Here is a 22,287-nt window from a genome sequence, read left to right on the forward strand (position 1 = left end):
TAAAATAGTAAGAGTAGAAATGGAGTTTGAGACATGAAAGTAATAGATCAATTTAAAAATAAGAAAGTCCTTGTTTTAGGTTTGGCCAAGTCAGGTGAATCTGCAGCTCGTTTGTTGGACAAGCTAGGTGCCATTGTGACGGTAAATGACGGGAAACCTTTCGAGGACAATCCAGCTGCGCAAAGTTTGCTGGAAGAAGGAATCAAGGTCATCACTGGTGGGCATCCTTTGGAACTTTTGGATGAAGAGTTTGCCCTCATGGTGAAAAATCCAGGCATTCCCTACAGCAATCCCATGATTGAAAAGGCTTTGGCAAAGGGAATTCCAGTCTTGACTGAGGTGGAATTGGCTTATTTGATTTCAGAAGCGCCCATTATCGGTATCACAGGTTCGAACGGTAAAACAACCACAACGACTATGATTGGGGAAGTTTTGACTGCTGCTGGGCAACATGGTCTCTTATCAGGAAATATCGGCTATCCAGCTAGTCAAGTGGCACAAACTGCGTCAGACAAGGACACGCTTGTCATGGAACTTTCTTCTTTCCAACTCATGGGCGTTCAAGAATTTCATCCTGAGATTGCGGTTATTACCAACCTCATGCCAACTCATATCGACTACCATGGGTCATTTGAGGAATATGTAGCAGCCAAGTGGAATATCCAGAACAAGATGACAGCAGCTGATTTCCTTGTTTTGAACTTTAATCAAGACTTGGCAAAAGAATTGGCAAGAAAAACACAAGCTACAGTTGTACCATTCTCAACACAGGAAAAGGTTGATGGAGCTTATCTGGAAGATGGTCAACTCTACTTCCGTGGGGAAGTTGTCATGGCAGCGAATGAAATCGGAGTTCCAGGAAGCCACAATGTGGAAAATGCGCTTGCGACTATTGCTGTAGCCAAGCTTCGTGGTGTTGATAACCAAAGCATCAAAGAAACTCTTTCAGCCTTTGGTGGTGTCAAACACCGTCTCCAATTTGTGGATGAAATCAAGGGTGTCAAATTCTATAATGATAGTAAATCAACCAATATCTTGGCAACTCAAAAAGCCTTGTCAGGATTTGACAACAGCAAGGTCATTTTGATTGCAGGTGGTTTGGACCGTGGCAATGAGTTTGACGAATTGGTACCAGACATTACTGGACTTAAGAAGATGGTCATCCTAGGTCAGTCTGCAGAACGTGTCAAACGGGCAGCAGACAAGGCTGGTGTGGCATATGTGGATGCGACTGACATTGCAGATGCGGCCCGCAAGGCCTACGAGCTTGCGACTCAAGGAGATGTAGTCCTTCTCAGTCCTGCTAATGCTAGCTGGGATATGTATGCTAACTTTGAAGTACGTGGCGACCTATTTATCGACACAGTAGCGGAGTTAAAGGAATAATATGAAAAAAATTGTCTTTACAGGTGGGGGGACGGTTGGACACGTGACCCTCAACCTTTTGTTGATGCCCAAGTTCATCGAAGATGGCTGGGAAGTCCACTATATCGGGGACAAGCGTGGGATCGAACACCAAGAAATCCTCAAGTCGGGTCTAGATGTCACCTTCCATTCCATTGCGACTGGAAAATTGCGTCGTTATTTCTCTTGGCAAAATATGCTGGACGTCTTTAAAGTTGGCTGGGGAATTGTCCAATCTCTCTTTATTATGTTGCGACTTCGTCCACAAGCACTTTTTTCAAAGGGAGGCTTTGTCTCTGTGCCACCTGTTATCGCAGCACGTGTGTCAGGAGTGCCTGTCTTTATTCACGAATCTGACCTATCTATGGGCTTGGCCAATAAAATTGCTTATAAATTTGCGACTAAGATGTATTCAACCTTTGAGCAAGATTCAAGTTTGTCTAAGGTCGAGCATGTGGGAGCAGTGACCAAGGTTTCAGACCAAAAAAGTCCAGAACCAGATGAATTGGTAGATATTCAAACCCACTTTAATCCTAAATTGCCAACTGTATTGTTTGTCGGTGGTTCTGCGGGCGCTCGTGTCTTTAATCAATTGGTGACAGACCATAAGAAAGAACTGACAGAGCGCTACAATATTATCAATCTAACTGGAGATTCTAGCTTGAATGAGTTGAGTCAAAATCTCTTTCGTGTTGACTATGTGACCAATCTCTATCAACCCTTGATGGAATTGGCTGATATTGTTGTGACACGAGGTGGTGCCAATACGATTTTTGAGCTCTTAGCCATGGCAAAATTGCATGTTATTGTGCCGCTTGGTCGTGAAGCTAGTCGTGGAGATCAGATTGAGAACGCAGCCTACTTTGTAAAAAAAGGCTATGCAGAAGAGCTTCAAGAAAGCGATTTGACCTTGGACAGTTTAGAAGAGAAGCTTTCTCACTTACTAAGTCATAAGGAAGAATACAAAGCTAAGATGAAGGCTTCTAAGGAATTGAAATCTCTAGCAGATTTTTATCAATTGTTGAAAAAAGATTTATCATAAGGAAAGTAAATGTCAAAAGATAAGAAAAAAGAGGGCAAAGAAATCCTCGAAGAATTTAAAGAGTTATCAGAATGGCAGAAACGAAACCAGGAATATCTAAAAAAGAAGGCTGAAGAAGAGGCGGCCCTAGCTGAGGAGAAGGAAAAGGAAAGACAAGCTCGAATGGCTTCAAAATCTGAAAAGTCAGATGCAACTGAGGACCAAGAGAGTGAATCTGAACCAAAAGACCCAAAATCAGCTAAGGAAGATGCTAAGGAAAAAGTAGAAGAATCAGAAGACGTCAAAAAAGAAATATCCAAAGAAAAATCAAAGTCTAAAAAGACAGAGAAAGAGGATAAACGGGATAAAAAGGCAGAGAAAAAGCCCGTAAAGGAAAAACCGGTCAAACCGAAAATTCCAGGAGTTCATATCTGGCGGGCTATCTCGATTTTGTTTCTCAGTCTGCTTTTATTGGTTGTCTCTGCCTACTTGCTCAGCCCTTATGCGACCATGAAGGATATTCGTGTTGAGGGAACAGTGCAAACTACAGCTGATGATATTCGACAGGCTTCAGGCATTCAGGATTCGGATTATACGATTAACCTTCTGCTAGATAAGGCAAAATATGAAGAGCAGATCAAGTCTAACTATTGGGTTGAATCAGCTCAGCTTGTCTATCAATTTCCAACCAAGTTTACAATCAAGGTCAAGGAATATGATATTGTGGCCTACTATGTTTCTGGAGAAAGTCATTATCCAATTCTTTCAAGCGGTCAGCTTGAGACCAGTGCGGTGAGTTTGGTGAGTCTGCCAGAAACTTATATATCAGTTCTCTTTAATGACAGCGAACAAATCAAGACCTTTACCTCAGAACTTTCTCAAATTAGCCCCGAACTCAAATCTGCTATCCAGAAGGTGGAACTATCCCCAAGCAAGGTGACTTCAGATTTAATTCGATTGACTATGAATGATTCGGACGAAGTCTTGGTTCCTCTATCTGAAATGAGTAAGAAACTGCCATATTACAGTAAGATTAAGCCACAATTGTCAGAACCGAGTGTGATTGACATGGAAGCTGGAATTTACAGTTATACTGTGGCGGATAAATTAATTATGGAAGCTGAGGAAAAGGCCAAACAAGAGGCTAAGGAAGCTGAGAAGAAACAAAAAGAGGAAGAGAAGAAAAGACTGGAAGAACAGCAGAATAAACTAGAAGAGGAAAGGAAAAAGCTGGAGGAAGAGGGCAATCAAAACCAAACGCCCCGACGTTCATCGCGTCGCTAGGTTTAGCTTTTCTCTTGTAGTTCTTCAGTGGCCATGTTTTTACTTGACAAGTGCTAGTAGAAATAATAGAATAGTAAAAAACCTTTAAAGCAGTCCAGAGAGGCAGCTAAGGTTAGACGGTGAAAGGGTGGAGACTACCCATTTTTCGTGGAACCTTGCTGTTGGCAGGTTCCTTTTTTCGTGCCTTCTTGTGGCCAGACTCTCTCACTAGCAAAGGTAAAAGGAGAAACCTATGCGAGAACATCGTCCAGTTATTGCTCTTGATTTTCCTAGTTTTGAGGCGGTCAAGGAATTTTTAGCTCTTTTCCCAGTAGAAGAAAGCCTTTATCTAAAGGTAGGGATGGAGCTTTATTACGCAACGGGGCCTGAGATTGTGTCCTACTTGAAAGGTCAAGGTCATAGTGTCTTTTTGGATCTTAAGCTTCATGATATTCCCAATACAGTCAAGTCAGCCATGAAGGTCCTGTCTCAGCTTGGTGTGGATATGACTAATGTTCATGCGGCTGGTGGTGTAGAGATGATGAAGGCGGCGCGTGAAGGTCTTGGAAGTCAATCAAAATTGATCGCTGTCACTCAGCTTACATCAACATCAGAGGCTCAGATGCAGGATTTTCAAAACATCCAAACCAGCCTGCAAGAGTCTGTGATTCATTATGCTAAGAAGACAGCTGAAGCGGGTTTAGACGGTGTTGTTTGCTCGGCTCATGAAGTACAACTCATCAAGCAGGCCACCAATCCAGAGTTTATCTGTCTGACACCGGGCATTCGTCCTCAGGGAGTAGCGATTGGAGACCAAAAACGTGTGATGACGCCAGCAGATGCCTATCAAATCGGCAGTGACTATATCGTAGTGGGACGTCCCATTACCCAAGCTGAGGATCCTGTTGCAGCTTATCATGCCATCAAGGATGAATGGAACCAAGACTAGAATCAAAGAAATAGATTAGAAAAACAAAAGGAGAAGACCATGACACTTGCTAAAGATATCGCTAGCCACCTCTTGAAAATCCAAGCCGTTTACCTCAAACCAGAGGAGCCTTTCACTTGGGCATCTGGTATCAAGTCACCGATTTACACGGATAATCGTGTGACACTAGCCTATCCAGAAACTCGTACCCTAATTGAAAATGGCTTTGTGGAAGCTATTAAAGAAGCCTTTCCAGAGGTAGAAGTCATTGCAGGAACTGCGACAGCTGGGATTCCACACGGAGCTATCATTGCTGATAAGATGAACTTGCCTTTTGCTTACATTCGTAGCAAACCAAAAGACCACGGAGCTGGTAATCAAATCGAAGGCCGCGTAGCTCAGGGTCAAAAAATGGTAGTGGTTGAAGACCTCATTTCAACAGGTGGCTCTGTTCTTGAAGCCGTAGCTGCAGCCAAGCGAGAAGGAGCAGAGGTCCTCGGTGTTGTAGCGATTTTCAGCTACCAATTGCCAAAAGCAGATAAGAACTTCTCAGATGCAGGTGTCAAACTTGTGACGCTTTCTAACTACAGTGAACTCATCCATCTAGCCCAAGAAGAGGGCTATATCACACCAGAAGGGCTCGATCTTCTAAAACGATTTAAAGAAGACCAAGAAAATTGGCAAAATGCCTAAAACATAGAAAATCAGGTAGTCACTAGGATTACCTGATTTCTTTTTGTGATTTCATTGAGTATTAGTCAACTTTTCCGCCTTCAACAACAAGGTCATCTGCTTTAGCAGCGTCTCCGTAGGTTGGGTGAAGTGTTTTTTCATAGGCCTTGTGGAAGAAGTTTTCCTTACCTAATTTTTCAATATCTTTATTGATGAAGTCTAGCAATTCTTGGTTGCCTTTTTGAACTGCTGCCGCAATGGTATCTGGATTACCGAGGGAAGTAATTCCTACTTCAAATCCTTTATTTTCAAGCGCCCAAGCTAGGACTTCCGTATTGTCAGTAGAGAAGGCATCTCCACGTCCGTCAAGAAGAGCTTGGTAAGAGTCACTGTATTGGTCGTATTTTTGGAGTTTGATTTCTGGATGATTCTTTTCAAAATAAGTCTCAGCAGTCGTTCCTTTTGTAACAATCAAGGTTTTGCCTTCTAATTGTTTGACATCTGTAATGAGACCGGTCTTAGGCGATACGACTCCAAGAGAAACTTTCATATATGGAAGGGCAAAATCAACTTGTTTCTTGCGTTCGTCAGTCACTGTAAAGTTGGCAAGAGTAATATCTACCTTGTTTGAAATCAAGTATTCAGCACGGTTGGCAGCGTCGACTGAAACGTATTTAACCTTTACCCCAAGGTCTTGTGCCAGTTGGTTCCCAAGTTCAATATCGTAACCTTGGTAAGAACCGTCATTGTCAACGTAACCAAAAGGTTTCTTATCTCCAAACACGGCGATTCGTAGCTCACCGCTTTTTTTGATTTCATCGATTGTGCGAGCCTTGGCAGTGGTTTTACCTGACGATGCACCACCATTTCCACCTGAGCTACAAGCTGTGACAAAGATAAGGGTAAAGGCAAGTGCCAAAACAGTTAAGAGTGGTTTGAATAGTTTCATAAGAATCTCCTTTATAGATATGAGCCAAATTGGCTAAAGTCAAAGACGTTTAAAAATTCCTGAGCTCGTTTGGTTTGCGGATTGGTAAAGAAGGCTTGAGCCGTTCCTTCTTCAGCGATTTTCCCTTGGTCTAGGAAGATAATCCGATCGGCAATTGCTTGGGCAAACTGCATTTCGTGGGTTACTAAAATCATGGTACGGCCTTCCTGGGCCAAATCATTGATAAGTTCCAGAACCTCACGCACCATTTCTGGATCCAGCGAAGCAGTCACTTCGTCAAAAAGGATGATTTCTGGATGCATGAGGAGGGCACGAACAATTGCAACCCGTTGCTTCTGTCCACCAGATAATTGACGCGCAAAGCTATGTTGTTTGTCTAGCAAATCGACACGTTCCAGTAGTTGCAAAGCTTCCTCTGTCACTTCTTTCTTGTCCCTTCCCTGAGCCTTGATAGGGCCTAGGATAAGGTTTTGTAGGACATCCAGATGGGGAAAAAGTTCATAACTTTGAAAGACCATGCCAATCTTTTGACGAACTAGGTGAAAATCTTTTTTATTTTCAACGATAGACTGACCATCCAGAAGAATATCTCCACCTTGAATACTTTCTAAGCCATTGAGGCAACGAAGGAGGGTACTTTTCCCACAACCGGATGGTCCTAGGATGACCACAACTTCTCCTTTTTTGATTTGTAGGGATAGACCTTGGAGGATGGGATTGTCTCCGAAGGATTTTTTTAGTTCCTTGATTTCTAAAATAGTTTCAGACATTTAGTTCCTCCAATGTTTTTCTAGGTGAGTGGATAGTTTGGAAATAGGGAAACAGACTGCGAAATACAAGACTAGAATGGTTCCATAAATCCAGAAGGAAGCAGTTGGGATGGTCAGGCGATTGCTATCAATGATTTGTTGTCCAACTTTGGTAACCTCTACAACTCCAATCAATACGACTAAGGAAGTGGTTTTGATCATCCGAGTGATAAGGTTAATGGCCTGCGGTAGCAGTCTTCTCAAAACCTGTGGGATGATAATGTGGTAGTAAAGTTGAACATTGGTCAAGCCGAGCGCCTGTCCACTTTCAAACTGATGCTTAGGGAGGGAAGTGATGGCTCCACGGACCAAGTCCCCCATTTCAGCTGTTCCCCAGAGGGTAAAAACGATAATAGCTGAAGTCTCACCTGAGATATTAATATTAAAGTTTCGAGCCAAGCCGAAATAAACGATGAAGAGTAGCACCAGCTGGGGCATGATACGGATAAATTCCAGATACAATCGTGTCAAAAATCGTACGATTCTAGAATGGGAGGTCATGATGATTCCCATGACTGTTCCGAATATCATGGATAAGAGGACAGACAGGATGGATATCCCAATCGTAACGCCCAATCCCTGTAAGATTCTCAAGAGATTATTTCCCTGAAAAAGTACTTGGATTCCCGAATCCTGCATGGCGGAGCCTCCTTTCTATCCAGCTAAAGACCAGTGAGATGGGTAGCAACATGATAAGGTAAGCACCTACCAACATAGCCAGCGCAATGTCTGTTTCATAGTAGAGCCCAATCAAATCTTTGGCGACGTACATGAGGTCGGCCAAAGCTACTGCTGAGAAAACAGAGGTTTCCTTGATGAGGAAAATGACATTGGCACTAAAAGACGGTAGGGCCACCGCTGTTGCTTGCGGAAGAACCACATAGCGAAAGACCTGTAGAGGTGTCAGACCGATTGCTAATCCAATCTCCTGCTGGGTTTGACTGACGGATTCCAGCCCACTTCGGAAAGATTCTGCCATATAGGAGCCTCCTAAAAAGACCAGTCCTAAAGTGGCACAGACTTCTGAAGATAGGACAATCCCGATTCGGGGAAGACCGAAGTAGAGAAAGAAGAGTTGAATCAAAAGGGGCGTATTACGTGACAATTCAATATAGGCTGTCGCTACTTGCGCTAAAATAGGGATTCGATAATGTCGGATGATACTAACGATTAAACCGAGCAGAAAGGATCCCAAAATTCCCCAAACTGCAATATGCAAGGTCAGAAAGAATGCCTTTTGATATAGTGGTAGATATTGTTCAACAATGGACCAATCCAAAAATAGAACCTCCCATCTAGAAATAATACAGTTATTGTAGCACTTAAAATCTTCTTTGGATAATATCTATTTTTTATTGCCGTTATAAGGATTTTTTATCATAGACATAAAATTTCTGAAATTTCCAAACAAAATATTTGAAAAGTTTTGAAAAAAGAGTTAAGATATTTTTGTAATATACAAAGTAAACGCTTACTTATTAAGGAGGGCATTTTATGTCATACAAAACAAGCAATGCAGAAGGTCATGTAGATTTCATTAATACCTATGATTTGGAGCCAATGGCGCAACAAGTTATCCCTAAAGCAGCATTTGGCTATATCGCTAGTGGGGCGGAAGATACTTTCACTTTGCGTGAGAATATTCGTGCCTTTAACCATAAACTCATCGTTCCTCATACACTCTGCAATGTAGAAAATCCAAGTACAGAGATTGAATTTGCAGGCGAAAAATTGTCTTCACCAATCATTATGGCGCCTGTTGCGGCTCATAAATTGGCAAATGAACAGGGTGAAGTGGCGACTGCGCGTGGTGTGCATGAGTTTGGTTCTCTTTACACAACTAGCTCTTACTCTACTGTCGATCTTCCAGAAATTACAGAAGCCCTTCAAGGGACACCTCATTGGTTCCAATTTTACTTTAGTAAAGATGACGGAATCAACCGCCACATCATGGACCGTGTGAAGGCTGAAGGTTATAAAGCGATTGTCTTGACGGCAGATGCGACTGTAGGGGGCAATCGTGAGGTTGATAAGCGTAATGGTTTTGTCTTCCCAGTTGGCATGCCGATTGTTGAAGAATATCTGCCAGAAGGTGCTGGTAAATCAATGGACTTTGTTTACAAATCAGCCAAACAACGCTTGTCTCCACGTGACGTAGAATTTATCGCTGAATACTCTGGACTTCCTGTTTATGTCAAGGGACCACAATGTCGTGAGGATGTTGAACGTTCGCTTGCTGCAGGAGCTTCTGGTATCTGGGTAACCAACCACGGTGGTCGTCAAATCGACGGTGGACCAGCTGCCTTCGACTCACTTCAAGAAGTAGCTGAAGCAGTTGACAAACGCGTACCAATCGTCTTTGACTCAGGTATTCGTCGTGGTCAACACGTCTTTAAAGCCTTGGCTTCAGGAGCAGATTTGGTAGCTATTGGTCGCCCTGTTATCTATGGCTTGGCTCTCGGTGGTAGTGTCGGTGTGCGCCAAGTCTTTGAACACTTGAATGCGGAATTGAAGACAGTTATGCAGTTATCTGGAACTCAGACTATTGAAGATGTTAAACACTTCAAACTCCGTCACAACCCATACAACCCAACCTTCCCAGTTGACCCACGCGACTTAAAATTGTATTGATAAAACAGCTTGCCTCCACTTGGTGTGGAGGTTTTTCTTCGTATATAGGAAGAATAAATCACCATTAAAAACAATATAAATATATTTTCTAATCAAATATCTTGCTAGGGCTTTCATTTTTTGCTATACTGGTGCAGTAATTAAATAATAAAGACATTTGGGGTGCTTTAGGCTGAGATGATACCCATTGAACCTGATACAGTTAAGACTGGCGAAGGGAAATGTGAAACGTTTTTTCGTATGGCGAAATGAACGATCTAATCTTGTAAGTCAACTCTAATTCTTGATTGTAATTGGAGTTTTTTTGTTTATATAAGCTGGATGAAGGTGATACAAAGCATTTAGGTAGCTCTTCTTGAACGCCCTTGATTTTTTTAAAAAGGTCAAGTAAAACTAGGATTTTCTTGATGTTTTGTTGATTACGAACGAGTAAAGAGAGGAAAAGTAAATATGGAAACACAAGACTATGCATTTGAGCCAGGTTTGACTGTTGGAAAATTATTAAAAAGCAGTCAGAAGGATTGGCAGGATGCAATCAATCATCGTTTTGTTAAGGAACTTTTTGCGGGGAGAATTGAGAATAAGGTCTTAAAAGACTACCTAATTCAAGATTATCACTTCTTTGATGCCTTCTTATCCATGCTGGGTGCCTGCGTAGCCCACGCAGACCAGCTTGAATCCAAACTTCGTTTTGCCAAGCAACTAGGCTTTCTTGAAGCAGATGAAGACGGTTATTTCCAGAAGGCTTTCAAAGAGTTAAAAGTATCTGAGAATGATTATCTGGAAGTGACCTTGCATCCTGTAACAAAAGCCTTTCAGGATCTAATGTATTCGGCAGTGGATTCATCAAACTATGCCCATCTTTTGGTCATGCTGGTCATTGCAGAAGGTCTCTATTTAGACTGGGGTTCTAAAGATTTGGCTCTACCTGAAGCCTACATTCATTCGGAATGGATTAATCTCCACAGAGGTCCTTTCTTTGCAGAGTGGGTTCAATTTCTGGTTAACGAACTCAATCGTGTCGGAAAAGGTCGAGAAGATTTGACAGAACTTCAGGAACGCTGGAATCAAGCGGTCGCTTTAGAATTATCCTTTTTTGATATTGGTTATGAATTATAGGATAAATTCAATCCTTTTATGTAGATTAAAAGAATTAACAAACAAACTATATAAATATATTTTCCAGTCAAATATCTTGCTAGGGCTTTCATTTTTTGCTATACTGGTGCAGTAATTAAATAATAAAGACATTTGGGGTGCTTTAGGCTGAGATAATACCCATTGAACCTGATACAGTTAAGACTGGCGAAGGGAAATGTGAAAAGGTTTTTTTCGTATGTCGAAAAGAACTGTCTAATCTTGTAAGCTAAACTCTAATTCTTGATTGTAATTGGAGTTTTTTTGTTTATCAAAAGAGGATAGGCTGGACGTTAAGCCTTTCGGTAGCTCACCTTGAATACCCCACTTTTCTTTAAAAAAGGAGTTTTTTATGTTGAAAAAATGGCAGTTAAAAGATGTTATTTTACTTGCTTTCTTGTCTATCTTTTTTGGTGGCGTTTTTGTAGGATCCGGCTATCTGTTTGATGTCCTCACTCTGATTTTAGCCCCTCTTGGCTTGCAGGCCTTTGCCAATGAAATCCTCTTTGGTCTCTGGTGTATGGCTGCGCCCATTGCGGCCATCTTTGTTCCAAGAGTGGGAAGCGCAACGATTGGAGAAGTGCTAGCTGCGCTTGCTGAAGTCCTTTATGGTAGCCAATTCGGTCTAGGTGCCCTTTTGTCTGGCTTGGTTCAAGGTTTGGGAAGTGAACTTGGTTTTATCGTAACCAAGAATCGCTATGAAAGTTGGCTCTCTCTAACTGCCAATAGTATTGGAATTACGCTTGTTAGCTTTGTCTATGAATACATTAAGTTAGGTTACTACGCCTTCTCCCTTCCTTTTGTCCTTTCCTTGCTTGTAGTACGTTTTATTTCCGTCTTTTTCTTCTGTACCATCTTGGTTCGTGCTATTGTCAAACTCTATCATCAGTTTGCAGCTGGAGGCAAGGCATAGATGGGTCTGGAACTACGAGCGATTCAGTCCCCAATCTTCTCTGAGCCACTTGATTTTACTTTTCATGCGCAAGCCTTTACCTTGTTAGTTGGAAGCAGCGGTTCAGGAAAATCTAGCCTCTTTCAAATGATTGCCCAAGTCAGTTCTCTTCCCTATAGCGGTCAAGTCCTGATAAATGGGAGGGAGGTCAGTCAACTTTCTATTATCGAACGTGTCCAGACGGTTGGTATTCTCTTTCAAAATCCCAATCATCAATTTACCATGGAGAACTTGTTTGAGGAGCTGGTTTTTACCTTGGAAAATATTGGGCATCCCGTTCAGGAAATTGCTTCTAAAATAGCAGAGGTTGTCCAGCAATGTCGCTGCAAGGCTATCTTGCACCGTCCCATCCATCACTTATCAGGTGGAGAAAAGCAAAAGGCTGCACTGGCAGTTCTCTTTGCTATGAATCCTAGGGTCTATCTCTTGGATGAGCCCTTCTCTTCCATTGACCGCAAGAGTAGGATAGAGATATTGGAGATTCTAAAAGAGTTGGTCTCTGATGGGAAGACAGTTATTTTGTGCGACCATGATTTAACGGACTATGAAGCCTATATCGACCATATGGTGGAGCTAAGAGATGGTCAACTAAGGGAAGTATTTAAAATCCCTACCTCTGAGACGACACAGGTTGCTTCAAAGGAAGTTGCTTCTAGTCCAGAACTATTCCATATGGATGGAACGACTTGTGAGCTGGATAAGCGCCCCCTCTTTTCGATTGCGGATTTCACATTCTATAAAGGAATTTCCTGTATTTTGGGTGATAATGGTGTCGGGAAATCAACCCTCTTTCGGTCTATTCTTCAATTTCAAAAGTATAAAGGACGAATTACTTGGAGGGGGACAGTCCTGAAAAAGAAAAAGAGTTTGTATCGTGACCTGACGGGTGTTGTTCAGGAAGCTGAGAAACAGTTTATCCGAGTCAGTCTGCGAGAGGAACTTCAATTAGATGGACCTGATTCTGAAAGAAATCAGCGCATTTTCCAAGCTTTACGATATTTTGATCTGGAGCAGGCTCTTGATAAGAGTCCCTATCAACTAAGTGGTGGTCAGCAAAAGATTCTTCAGCTCTTGACCATCTTGACCAGCAAGGCTTCTGTGATTTTACTAGATGAACCTTTTGCAGGTTTGGATGATAGAGCTTGCCATTATTTTTGCAAGTGGATTGTGGAGGACAGAAATCAGGGAAGAAGTTTTCTGATCATTAGCCATCGTTTAGATCCCTTGATCTCTGTGGTTGATTATTGGATTGAGATGACTAGTCAGGGTCTCAGTCATGTGAAAGCAGTGACAATTACCAAACCACTCACATCTCAGAGTAGCAATACCCAAGGGGAGGTGAAGTAGTATGGTCAAAGTAGCAACCCAGACACCGATTATCAGTCTCTTCTTGCTGATTTTATCCTTGGAAACATCTTTCATTCCTTCGATTACTCTGAATCTTTCGGTAGTCGCATTTTGTATTCTCTTTATGCTCTATTACCGTCGATTTAAAGTATTGGCTTGGATGATTCTGCTCGCCATTTTGCCATCCTTTGCCAACTACTGGGCAGTTCAGTTACATGGAGATGCTTCGCAGGCAGTCGTGCTTGGAACGAGGGCCTTTGTGACAGTTTGTATCGGTCTTGTCTTTGTTTCCTCTATTTCCCTAAAAGAGCTTCTCTTGTACTTGGCTCAAAAGGGGTTATCACGCTCTTGGGCCTATGCCTTGATTGTGGTATTCAATTCCTTTCCCCTTATCCAGCAAGAAATCAAGTCCCTCAAGGAAGCTTGCTTATTACGCGGTCAAGAACTTCATTTTTGGTCTCCCTTGATTTATAGCAAGGTTCTGATGACAGTCTTTAGGTGGCGCCATCTTTACCTGAGAGCCCTGTCGGCGCATGGATATGACGAGCATGCACAGGTGGAGAATAGCTATCGGACTTTTTATATTCCTCAAAGGACAATATTCATCTACTTGCTGTTCTTTTTATTACTTCAAACTAGTCTATTTTTATAAAGGAGTTATTATGGAATTTACAGATATTGCGATGGAATTATCCAAGGAAGCTTGGCAGGCTTCCTTTCATCACCCCTTTGTATTACAGTTACAAGAGGGAAATTTAGACCCGTCCATCTTTCGCTATTACTTGATTCAGGATGCCTACTATTTGAAGGCCTTCTCAGAAGCCTATCACCTCTTGGCTGATAAGACTTCAAACCAAGAGATGAAAAGACTCTTGAAACAAAATGCTCAGAGTTTAGTAGAGGGTGAGTTATTTATCCGCCAACAATTTTTCAAGGAATTGGAAATCAGCGACCAGGAAATGGAGCAACATCTAATTGCGCCAACCTGCTATCATTATATCTCTCACATTTATCGTCAATTTGAAGAAGAAAATCTAGCCATTGCTTTTGCGAGCTTGCTGCCTTGTCCTTGGCTATATCATGATATAGGCAAATCACTTAATCTTAAACCATCACCAAATCCTCTCTACCAACAATGGATTGAAACTTATATTACGGATGAGTTAGAGCAACAGATCAGAGAGGAGGGAGCGCTGGTTAATCAACTCTATCGAGAAAGTGATGAGACAGACAGGAAAAAAATGCTAGATGTCTTCCACATCAGTGTTCATATGGAAGCTAAGTTTTGGGAAATGGCCTACCAACACCAGACATGGAAGAGCGATTTACAGTCTTTAGAAACAGGAGAAGAATAGAAATATGAGAAACCACCAATTACAGGTTCACAAATTAACCATTTTATCCATGATGATTGCCCTTGATGTAGTTCTTACGCCTATTTTTCGGATTGAGGGAATGGCACCGATGTCCAGTGTAGTCAATATTCTAGCAGGAATCATGATGGGACCTGTTTATGCCTTGGCTATGGCTACAGTGACAGCCTTTATCCGTATGACGACTCAAGGGATTCCGCCTTTAGCTCTCACAGGAGCAACTTTTGGAGCCCTTTTAGCAGGTCTCTTTTATAAGTATGGTCGAAAATTTTACTTTTCTGCCTTGGGAGAAATTTTGGGAACAGGTATTATTGGTTCTATTGTTTCCTATCCTGTTATGGTACTCTTTACAGGATCAGCTGCAAAGCTTAGCTGGTTTATCTATACTCCTCGATTTTTCGGAGCAACCTTGATTGGTACAGCGATTTCCTTTATTGCCTTTCGATTTTTAATCAAGCAGGAATTCTTTAAAAAAGTGCAGGGATATTTCTTTGATGAAAGGATAAACTGATGCAGGAATTGACAAATCCTTTTCCTCTGGGAACGACTTCCCTCATTCACTGTATTACCAATGAAATTTCTTGTGAGATATTGGCAAATGGGATTTTGGCTCTGGGATGTAAACCAGTTATGGCAGATGATCCCCGTGAGGTTCTTGATTTTACTAAGCAAAGCCAGGCACTCTTCATCAATTTGGGACATTTGTCAGCTGAGAAGGAAAAAGCAATCCGTTTGGCAGCTTCTTATGCAGATCAAGTTTGTCTCCCAATGGTAGTAGATGCGGTTGGCGTAACGGCTTCAGTCATTCGTAAGAGCTTAGTTAAAGACCTTTTAGACTATAGCCCTACGGTACTTAAAGGAAACATGTCAGAAATTCGAAGTCTTGTTGGCTTAAAACATCACGGTGTTGGGGTAGATGCGAGTGCTAAAGATCAAGAAACTGAGGATTTACTTCAAGTCTTGAAAGACTGGTGTCAGCTTTATCCTGGTATGTCATTCTTAGTTACTGGCCCCAAGGACCTCATCGTTTCGAAGAATCAGGTCGCTGTACTGGGAAATGGCTGTGCAGAATTAGACTGGATAACAGGGACAGGAGACTTGGTTGGAGCTTTAACAGCTGTTTTTCTCAGCCAAGGAAAGACTGGCTTTGAAGCTTCCTGCTTAGCAGTCTCTTATCTCAATATCTCTGCTGAGAGAATAGTTGTTCAAGGGATGGGATTGGAAGATTTTCGTTACCAAGTACTCAATCAGCTTTCGCTCCTCAAAAGAGATGAAAACTGGCTAGATGCTATCAAAGGAGATGTTTATGAATAGAGAGGCGCTTAGACTGTATCTAGTAACCAATCGCTACCAAGATTCCGTGGAAAGCTTTCTTGAAAAGGTTGAGACGGCTTGCCGTTCAGGGGTTACCATAGTCCAATTGCGAGAAAAAAATCTTACAACCAATCAATATTATCAACTGGCAAAAGAAGTCAAGGAAATAACAGATGCCTATCAGGTACCCTTGATAATCGATGATCGTTTGGATGTTTGTCTTGCGGTTGATGCTGCTGGTCTGCATATCGGAGACGATGAATTACCAGTTCCGGTTGCCAGACAAGTCTTGGGCCCTGAAAAAATCCTCGGTGTTACAGCTAAAACCGTAAAAAGAGCCCTCGAGGCAGAAGAAGGGGGAGCAGATTACTTGGGAACAGGAGCTATTTTCCCAACTACGACTAAAGAAAATGCACCCATCACCCTGATTTCAACCTTGAAGACAATTTGCCAAAGGGTCGCTATTCCAGTAGTTGCTATCGGAGGCTTGACATCAGAGAATATTGACCAACTTATCGGCACTGGCATAGCTGGTGTAGCTGTAGTGCGTGATTTGATGCAGGCAGAAGATATAGAGGCAAAAACTCAAGCCTTTTTGACAAAGTTGGATGACATTATTTTCTAATCAATACTCAATGAAAATCAAAGAGCAAACTAGGAAGCTAGTCGCAGGTTGCTCAAAGCACTGCTTTGAGGTTGCAGATAAAGCTGACATAGTTTGAAGAGATTTTCTAAGAATATAAAAACTCTCTAATTCCCTTAAAGTGTGAACTGCCCCCCAAAAGTTAGACAGAAAAAATCTAACTTTTGGGGTGTTTTTATCATGAAATTAACTTATGATGATAAAGTTCAGATCTATGAACTTAGAAAACAAGGATATAGCTTAGAGAAGCTTTCAAATAAATTTGGGATAAACAATTCTAATATTAGGTATATGATTAAATTGATTGATCGTTACGGAATAGAATTCGTCAAAAAAGGAAAAAATCGTTACTATTCTCCTGATTTAAAACAAGAAATGATTCATAAAGTCTTACATGAAGGCTGGACTAAAGATAGAGTTTCTCTTGAATACGGCCTCCCAAGTCGTACGATACTTCTTAATTGGCTAGCACAATACAAGAAAAACGGGTATACTATTGTTGAGAAAACAAGAGGGAGACCAACTAAAATGGGACGTAAGCCAAAAAAGAGACCTGAAGAGAGGACAGAATTAGAACGTCTTCAAGCAGAAAATGAGTACCTGAGAGCGGAGAATGCTATCCTAAAAAAGTTAAGAGAACTCCGATTGAAGGAGGAAAAAGAGAAAGAAGAAAGACAGAAATTGTTCAAGAATTAATGACTGAGTTTTCGTTAGATATTCTTCTAAAAGCCATTAAACTAGCTCGTTCGACCTACTACTATCACTTGAAACAGCTAGAGAAACCAGATAAGGACCAAGAGCTTAAAGCTGAAATTCAATCCATTTTTATCGAACACAAGGGAAATTATGGTTATCGTCGGATTCATTTAGAACTAAGAAATCGTGGTTATCTGGTAAATCATAAAAGAGTTCAACGCTTGATGAAAGTACTCAATTTACAAGCTAAAATGCGACAGAAACGAAAATATTCTTCTCATAAAGGAGACGTTGGTAAGAAGGCAGAGAATCTCATTCAACGTCAATTTGAAGGCTCTAAAACAATGGAAAAGTGCTACACAGATGTGACAGAATTTGCCATTCCAGCAAGTACTCAAAAGCTTTACTTATCACCAGTTTTAGATGGCTTTAATAGCGAAATTATCGCCTATAATCTTTCAACTTCACCCAACTTAGAACAAGTAAAAACGATGTTGGAACAGGCATTCACAGATAAACACTATAAGAATACGATTCTCCATAGTGACCAAGGTTGGCAATACCAACACGATTCTTATCATCGGTTCCTAGAGAGTAAGGGAATTCAAGCATCCATGTCACGTAAGGGGAACAGTCCAGACAATGGTATGATGGAGTCCTTCTTTGGGATTCTGAAATCGGAAATGTTTTACGGTTATGAGAAGTCATTTCAGTCGCTTAAGCAATTGGAACAAGCCATTGTAGACTATATTGATTACTACAACAATAAACGAATTAAGGTAAAACTAAAAGGACTTAGCCCTGTACAATACAGAACTAAATCCTTCGGATAAATTAATTGTCTAACTTTTTGGGGTCAGTACAGTGGGAACTAGAGAGTTTTTTTTTAATCTTTAAAGCTTGTATGGTTGACTGGGCCAGAACCATGACCGAGTTGAGGGGCGTCTTGGATGGCTTTCGTGATAAAGGCCTTGGCTTTATTGACTGCTTGATAGAGGGTTTTCCCCTTGGCTAGTTCAGCAGTAATCACTGCAGCAAAGGTACATCCAGTACCATGTGTATGACAGGTTTGAATTCGTGGACTTTCCCAGATAAATTGGTCATCCTTGGTAAAGAGGAAATCCTTAGCACCGCCTTCGAGATGCCCACCTTTGATTACCACAGACTGAGGACCAAATTCTTTTAAAATCAGGCGACCAGCACGCTGCATGTCTTCAGGATCATGGATTGAAAAACCAACAATCTCTTCTGCCTCAGGAAGATTCGGAGTGATAATGGTTGCAAGGGGAAGCAGATTTGTTTTTAGGTAGTCTCTGGCACTGGAATCAATCAGAGTGTCTCCACTAGTAGCGACCATAACAGGATCAAGGACGTAGGGACAATCCAGCTTTTTAAGATAGGGCTGGATGATTTCCATGATTTCAGTAGTTGCCAACATTCCAGTTTTTACAGCCTGAGGTGGAATATCCGAAAAGACACTGTCCAATTGGGCTTTCAACATTTGAGGAGAAACGTGCTCGATTAATTGAACGCCTCTGGTATTTTGAGCGACAAGGCTGGTCACAACGGCCATTCCATAGACATCTCTAGCTTGGAACGACTTTAAATCAGCCATAATGCCAGCACCACCACTAGGGTCAGTCCCTGCAATGGTCAAAGCAACGGGTAAATAAGTCATCTAAAACCTCCCAACCAACTGAAGTTTGTATTCTTAAGAACAAGCTAGTTTGTTTCAGGAAGGCAATAGAAGACTGCTAGTCCCCATTATCATTTCCACTTCCATCAGCTAGCATTACCTAGATTGAGTCAAAGGGTCTAACAGTCGTTAATCTCAGCTTTACGCACCCCTAGTGGTTGTTTTCTTTTTTCTTTAGTATAGCATATTTTCATAGTTTATATAGTAAGATTTGACTGCAAATCCTTTATCATAGGGTTAAAATTCAATTTTTCAAAGAAAAGATTAATTTCATAGTTGACAAATGTAGATTTTAAGAGTATACTGATAATTGTAATTGACAAATGTAGATTTTGGAGGTGTGATTATGCAGATTTCAGATGCAGAATGGCAGGTCATGAAGATTATTTGGATGCAAGGAGAGCAGACTAGTTCAGATTTGATTAGGGTTCTGGCGGAGCGGTTCGACTGGTCCAAGTCGACCATTCAAACTCTTTTGGCTCGTTTGGTTGAGAAAGAGTGCCTGACGAGGAAAAAAGAAGGCAAGTCCTTTGTCTATTCAGCCCTTTTAACTTTGGATCAAAGTCGAGACTTGCTTGTTCAAGATATCAAAGATAAAGTTTGTTCCCGTAGGATTAAGAACTTGCTGGCTGATTTGATTGCTGAATGTGATTTTACTCAGGCTGACTTGGAAGACTTGGAAGCTGTGATTTCTGAGAAGAAGTCAAGCGCTGTAACAGAAGTAAAATGTAATTGTATGTAAAGGAGACGTCATGTTAAATAGTATTGTAACCATTGTTTGTATTACCCTTATCGCCTTTATCTTGTTTTGGTTTTTCAAAAAGCCTGAAAAATCTGGACAAAAGGCCCAGCAAAAAAACGGCTACCAAGAGATTCGAGTGGAAGTCATGGGGGGCTATACGCCTGAGTTGATTATCCTCAAGAAATCAGTGCCAGCCCGCATTGTCTTTGACCGTAAGGATCCTTCACCCTGTCTGGACCAAATTGTTTTTCCAGATTTTGGTGTACATGCGGACCTGCCAATGGGTGAAGAGTATGTAGTGGAAATCACGCCTGAGCAGGCTGGAGAGTATGGTTTCTCTTGTGGCATGAATATGATGCACGGCAAGATGATTGTAGAATAGGAGAATGATATGACTGAAATTGTAAAAGCAAGTCTTGAAAATGGTGTTCAAAAAATCCGTATCACGGCAGACAAAGGCTACCATCCAGCCCACATTCAACTGCAAAAAGGAGTTCCTGCTGAGATCACCTTTCACCGTGTGACACCTTCAAACTGTTATAAGGAAATTCTGTTTGAAGAAGAAGGCATCTTGGAACCAATCGGCGTAGACGAGGAGAAAGTCATTCGTTTTACACCTCAAGAATTAGGCCAACATGAATTTTCTTGTGGCATGAAGATGCAAAAGGGAAGCTATACAGTCGTTGAGAAGACTCGAAAATCTCTATCACTTTTACAGCGTTTTTGGATTACTAGTATCTTTACTGTGCCTCTTGTGATCCTCATGATTGGGATGTCGACAGGAGGAATTAGTCACCAAGTCATGCGTTGGGGCACCTTTTTAGCCACAACACCGATTATGCTAGTAGCAGGTGGTCCTTATATCCAAAGTGCTTGGGCTAGTTTTAAAAAGCACAATGCCAACATGGATACCTTGGTTGCTCTGGGAACCCTAGTGGCCTATTTCTATAGCTTAGTTGCCCTCTTCGCTGGTCTCCCCGTTTACTTTGAAAGTGCTGCCTTTATCTTCTTCTTCGTTCTTATGGGAGCCGTTTTTGAGGAGAAAATGCGGAAAAATACTTCCCAAGCTGTGGAGAAATTACTTGACTTGCAGGCTAAAACTGCAGAAGTCTTGCGTGAGGATAACTATGTTCAAGTCCCTTTGGAGCAAGTCAAGGTAGGTGACCTGATTCGAGTGCGTCCCGGTGAAAAGATTGCGGTTGATGGTGTCGTAGTAGAAGGTATCTCTAGTATTGATGAGTCTATGGTGACAGGTGAGAGTCTGCCTGTGGACAAGACAGTTGGAGATACCGTCATTGGTTCAACCATCAATAATAGTGGAACACTTGTTTTTAGAGCAGAAAAAGTTGGTTCAGAGACTGTTTTGGCTCAGATTGTGGATTTTGTGAAGAAAGCTCAGACAAGTCGTGCGCCGATTCAGGACTTGACGGATAAGATTTCAGGGATTTTTGTCCCAGTAGTTGTCATTTTAGGGATTGTGACCTTTTGGGTTTGGTTCGTCTTGCTCAGGGATAGTGTAGTTGTGCTTGGAGCGAGCTTTGTGTCTTCGCTTCTCTATGGAGTAGCAGTTCTGATTATTGCCTGCCCTTGTGCATTGGGACTTGCAACACCGACAGCCCTTATGGTGGGGACAGGTCGCAGTGCCAAGATGGGAGTTCTCCTCAAAAATGGAACGGTTCTACAGGAAATCCAGAAAGTCCAAACCATTGTCTTTGATAAGACCGGGACTTTGACTGAAGGGAAACCTGTGGTCACAGATATCATTGGAGACGAAGTAGAAGTGCTTGGATTGGCAGCTTCCTTGGAAGAAGCTTCTCAACACCCACTGGCTGAAGCTGTTGTGAAACGAGCGAGTGAAGCTGGACTTGAGTTTCACACTGTTGAAAATTTCCAAGCCTTGCACGGAAAAGGTGTCTCAGGGCAAATCAATGGAAAACAAGTTTTGCTTGGAAATGCTAAAATGCTGGATGGCATGGATATTTCTAGAACTTATCAAGAAAAACTAGAAGAACTAGAAAAAGAAGCTAAGACAGTTGTTTTCTTGGCTGTGGACAATGAAATCAAAGGCTTGCTTGCTCTGCAAGATATTCCTAAGGAAAATGCCAAGCTTGCCATCAGTCAGTTGAAAAAACGAGGTCTTAAAACAGTCATGCTGACAGGAGACAATGCTGGTGTGGCGCGTGCCATTGCCGATCAGATCGGAATCGAAGAGGTCATTGCAGGTGTCTTGCCAGAGGAAAAAGCTCATGAAATCCATAAACTACAAGCGTCTGGCAAAGTAGCCTTTGTTGGGGATGGTATCAATGATGCCCCTGCCCTCAGTGTAGCAGATGTGGGAATTGCTATGGGTGCTGGAACAGATATTGCCATCGAGTCAGCAGATTTGGTGTTGACAACTAATAACCTCCTAGGAGTGGTTCGTGCCTTTGACATGAGTAAGAAAACCTTTAATCGAATTCTGCTCAATCTTTTCTGGGCCTTTATCTACAATGTCGCCGGAATTCCGATTGCAGCAGGAGTTTTTTCAGGTGTTGGACTGGCCCTCAATCCAGAACTGGCAGGTCTAGCTATGGCCTTTAGTTCTGTATCTGTTCTGACTAGTTCACTCTTACTAAACTTTAGTAAAATAGATTAAAAGCGGGCTTGCTCGCTTTTTTTATTATAAAACAGAAACTAAAAACGTTTTTAAACTGTACTGTAATAGAGAATA

Annotated in this window: 23 protein-coding genes and 3 riboswitches; of the genes, 18 read left to right on the forward strand and 5 right to left on the reverse strand. The window is 41.7% G+C overall.

Going from position 1 to position 22,287, the window contains the following annotated elements; translation table 11 throughout:
- Positions 1–33: 33 nt before the first annotated feature.
- From murD to pyrE, 5 genes are all read left to right on the forward strand, one after another.
- Positions 34–1,386: a UDP-N-acetylmuramoyl-L-alanine--D-glutamate ligase gene (gene murD, locus ACLV7W_RS02610; protein WP_411865389.1), complete on the forward strand. Its 1,353-nt coding sequence runs from the start codon at positions 34–36 to the stop codon at positions 1,384–1,386.
- 1 nt (position 1,387) lies between these two features.
- Positions 1,388–2,446, forward strand: coding sequence for a UDP-N-acetylglucosamine--N-acetylmuramyl-(pentapeptide) pyrophosphoryl-undecaprenol N-acetylglucosamine transferase (locus ACLV7W_RS02615; protein WP_261011059.1), 1,059 nt, complete (start codon positions 1,388–1,390; stop codon positions 2,444–2,446).
- A 9-nt stretch (positions 2,447–2,455) separates the two neighbouring features.
- Positions 2,456–3,709, forward strand: a complete 1,254-nt coding sequence (locus ACLV7W_RS02620; protein WP_411865390.1) for a cell division protein FtsQ/DivIB — start codon at positions 2,456–2,458, stop codon at positions 3,707–3,709.
- Between the two features lie 232 nt (positions 3,710–3,941).
- A complete protein-coding gene (gene pyrF, locus ACLV7W_RS02625; RefSeq protein ID WP_411865391.1) occupies positions 3,942–4,637 on the forward strand; it encodes an orotidine-5'-phosphate decarboxylase in 696 nt (231 codons plus the stop codon).
- Between the two features lie 39 nt (positions 4,638–4,676).
- Positions 4,677–5,309 carry an orotate phosphoribosyltransferase gene (pyrE, locus tag ACLV7W_RS02630; protein WP_173876381.1) on the forward strand — a complete coding sequence of 211 codons (633 nt, stop codon included), beginning with the start codon at positions 4,677–4,679 and terminating at the stop codon, positions 5,307–5,309.
- 61 nt (positions 5,310–5,370) lie between these two features.
- Here the strand turns inward: pyrE and ACLV7W_RS02635 are convergent, their stop codons facing one another.
- The 4 genes from ACLV7W_RS02635 to ACLV7W_RS02650 are packed head-to-tail and all read right to left on the reverse strand — an operon-like array spanning position 5,371 to position 8,325.
- Complete coding sequence (locus tag ACLV7W_RS02635) at positions 5,371–6,237, reverse strand: cysteine ABC transporter substrate-binding protein (RefSeq protein WP_261240793.1); 867 nt, start codon at positions 6,235–6,237, stop codon at positions 5,371–5,373.
- An 11-nt stretch (positions 6,238–6,248) separates the two neighbouring features.
- The gene (locus ACLV7W_RS02640; RefSeq protein ID WP_261240792.1) at positions 6,249–7,007 is read right to left on the reverse strand and encodes an amino acid ABC transporter ATP-binding protein; all 759 of its coding nucleotides are present in this window, start codon (positions 7,005–7,007) and stop codon (positions 6,249–6,251) included.
- The gene (locus ACLV7W_RS02645) at positions 7,008–7,685 is read right to left on the reverse strand and encodes an amino acid ABC transporter permease (RefSeq protein WP_153199551.1); all 678 of its coding nucleotides are present in this window, start codon (positions 7,683–7,685) and stop codon (positions 7,008–7,010) included.
- Positions 7,645–8,325, reverse strand: a complete 681-nt coding sequence (locus ACLV7W_RS02650; RefSeq protein WP_153199553.1) for an amino acid ABC transporter permease — start codon at positions 8,323–8,325, stop codon at positions 7,645–7,647. Before ACLV7W_RS02650 ends, ACLV7W_RS02645 begins: the two co-directional genes overlap by 41 nt.
- A gap of 215 nt (positions 8,326–8,540) precedes the next feature.
- Between ACLV7W_RS02650 and lctO the strand changes: the two genes are divergently transcribed.
- From lctO to ACLV7W_RS02700, 10 genes are all read left to right on the forward strand, one after another.
- Positions 8,541–9,677 (forward strand): L-lactate oxidase, encoded by a 1,137-nt coding sequence (gene lctO, locus ACLV7W_RS02655; protein ID WP_000120723.1) that lies wholly within the window; start codon positions 8,541–8,543, stop codon positions 9,675–9,677.
- Between the two features lie 148 nt (positions 9,678–9,825).
- A riboswitch (TPP riboswitch) is annotated at positions 9,826–9,914 on the forward strand.
- Between the two features lie 213 nt (positions 9,915–10,127).
- A complete protein-coding gene (locus ACLV7W_RS02660; RefSeq protein ID WP_411865392.1) occupies positions 10,128–10,796 on the forward strand; it encodes a TenA family protein in 669 nt (222 codons plus the stop codon).
- Between the two features lie 123 nt (positions 10,797–10,919).
- A riboswitch (TPP riboswitch) is annotated at positions 10,920–11,008 on the forward strand.
- A gap of 158 nt (positions 11,009–11,166) precedes the next feature.
- The gene (locus ACLV7W_RS02665) at positions 11,167–11,727 is read left to right on the forward strand and encodes an ECF transporter S component (protein ID WP_049510473.1); all 561 of its coding nucleotides are present in this window, start codon (positions 11,167–11,169) and stop codon (positions 11,725–11,727) included.
- On the forward strand, positions 11,728–13,113 hold the full coding sequence (locus ACLV7W_RS02670) for an ATP-binding cassette domain-containing protein (protein WP_153209039.1): 1,386 nt from the start codon (positions 11,728–11,730) through the stop codon (positions 13,111–13,113).
- Position 13,114: 1 nt separating this feature from the next.
- Positions 13,115–13,765, forward strand: a complete 651-nt coding sequence (locus ACLV7W_RS02675; RefSeq protein WP_153209041.1) for an energy-coupling factor transporter transmembrane component T — start codon at positions 13,115–13,117, stop codon at positions 13,763–13,765.
- Between the two features lie 10 nt (positions 13,766–13,775).
- Positions 13,776–14,468, forward strand: a complete 693-nt coding sequence (tenA, locus tag ACLV7W_RS02680) for a thiaminase II (protein WP_411865393.1) — start codon at positions 13,776–13,778, stop codon at positions 14,466–14,468.
- Positions 14,469–14,472: 4 nt separating this feature from the next.
- Positions 14,473–14,997: an energy coupling factor transporter S component ThiW gene (gene thiW / locus ACLV7W_RS02685; protein ID WP_125456308.1), complete on the forward strand. Its 525-nt coding sequence runs from the start codon at positions 14,473–14,475 to the stop codon at positions 14,995–14,997.
- On the forward strand, positions 14,997–15,800 hold the full coding sequence (locus ACLV7W_RS02690) for a hydroxyethylthiazole kinase (protein WP_411865394.1): 804 nt from the start codon (positions 14,997–14,999) through the stop codon (positions 15,798–15,800). The genes thiW and ACLV7W_RS02690 overlap by 1 nt, the downstream gene beginning before the upstream one ends.
- Positions 15,793–16,425 (forward strand): thiamine phosphate synthase, encoded by a 633-nt coding sequence (thiE, locus tag ACLV7W_RS02695; RefSeq protein WP_411865395.1) that lies wholly within the window; start codon positions 15,793–15,795, stop codon positions 16,423–16,425. Before ACLV7W_RS02690 ends, thiE begins: the two co-directional genes overlap by 8 nt.
- A gap of 198 nt (positions 16,426–16,623) precedes the next feature.
- Positions 16,624–17,972 (forward strand): IS3 family transposase gene (locus ACLV7W_RS02700; RefSeq protein ID WP_411865396.1). Its coding sequence is split into 2 segments (ribosomal slippage): positions 16,624–17,065 and positions 17,065–17,972, totalling 1,350 coding nucleotides; the frame shifts between segments, so codons are not numbered across the junction.
- Positions 17,973–18,025: 53 nt separating this feature from the next.
- Here the strand turns inward: ACLV7W_RS02700 and thiD are convergent.
- The gene (thiD, locus tag ACLV7W_RS02705) at positions 18,026–18,817 is read right to left on the reverse strand and encodes a bifunctional hydroxymethylpyrimidine kinase/phosphomethylpyrimidine kinase (RefSeq protein WP_000221736.1); all 792 of its coding nucleotides are present in this window, start codon (positions 18,815–18,817) and stop codon (positions 18,026–18,028) included.
- Positions 18,818–18,900: 83 nt separating this feature from the next.
- A riboswitch (TPP riboswitch) is annotated at positions 18,901–18,998 on the reverse strand.
- A gap of 183 nt (positions 18,999–19,181) precedes the next feature.
- Between thiD and ACLV7W_RS02710 the strand changes: the two genes are divergently transcribed.
- Genes ACLV7W_RS02710 through ACLV7W_RS02720 form a run of 3 tightly spaced genes read left to right on the forward strand, consistent with a single transcriptional unit; the run spans position 19,182 to position 22,212 of the window.
- The gene (locus ACLV7W_RS02710) at positions 19,182–19,577 is read left to right on the forward strand and encodes a CopY/TcrY family copper transport repressor (RefSeq protein ID WP_001167188.1); all 396 of its coding nucleotides are present in this window, start codon (positions 19,182–19,184) and stop codon (positions 19,575–19,577) included.
- A 10-nt stretch (positions 19,578–19,587) separates the two neighbouring features.
- Positions 19,588–19,959 (forward strand): cupredoxin domain-containing protein, encoded by a 372-nt coding sequence (locus ACLV7W_RS02715; protein WP_023943154.1) that lies wholly within the window; start codon positions 19,588–19,590, stop codon positions 19,957–19,959.
- Positions 19,960–19,968: 9 nt separating this feature from the next.
- Positions 19,969–22,212: a heavy metal translocating P-type ATPase gene (locus ACLV7W_RS02720; RefSeq protein WP_411865397.1), complete on the forward strand. Its 2,244-nt coding sequence runs from the start codon at positions 19,969–19,971 to the stop codon at positions 22,210–22,212.
- Positions 22,213–22,287 lie beyond the last annotated feature (75 nt).

The organism is Streptococcus mitis, assembly GCF_965111735.1.
In the GTDB taxonomy this organism is placed as follows: Bacteria; Bacillota; Bacilli; order Lactobacillales; family Streptococcaceae; genus Streptococcus; species Streptococcus mitis_DR.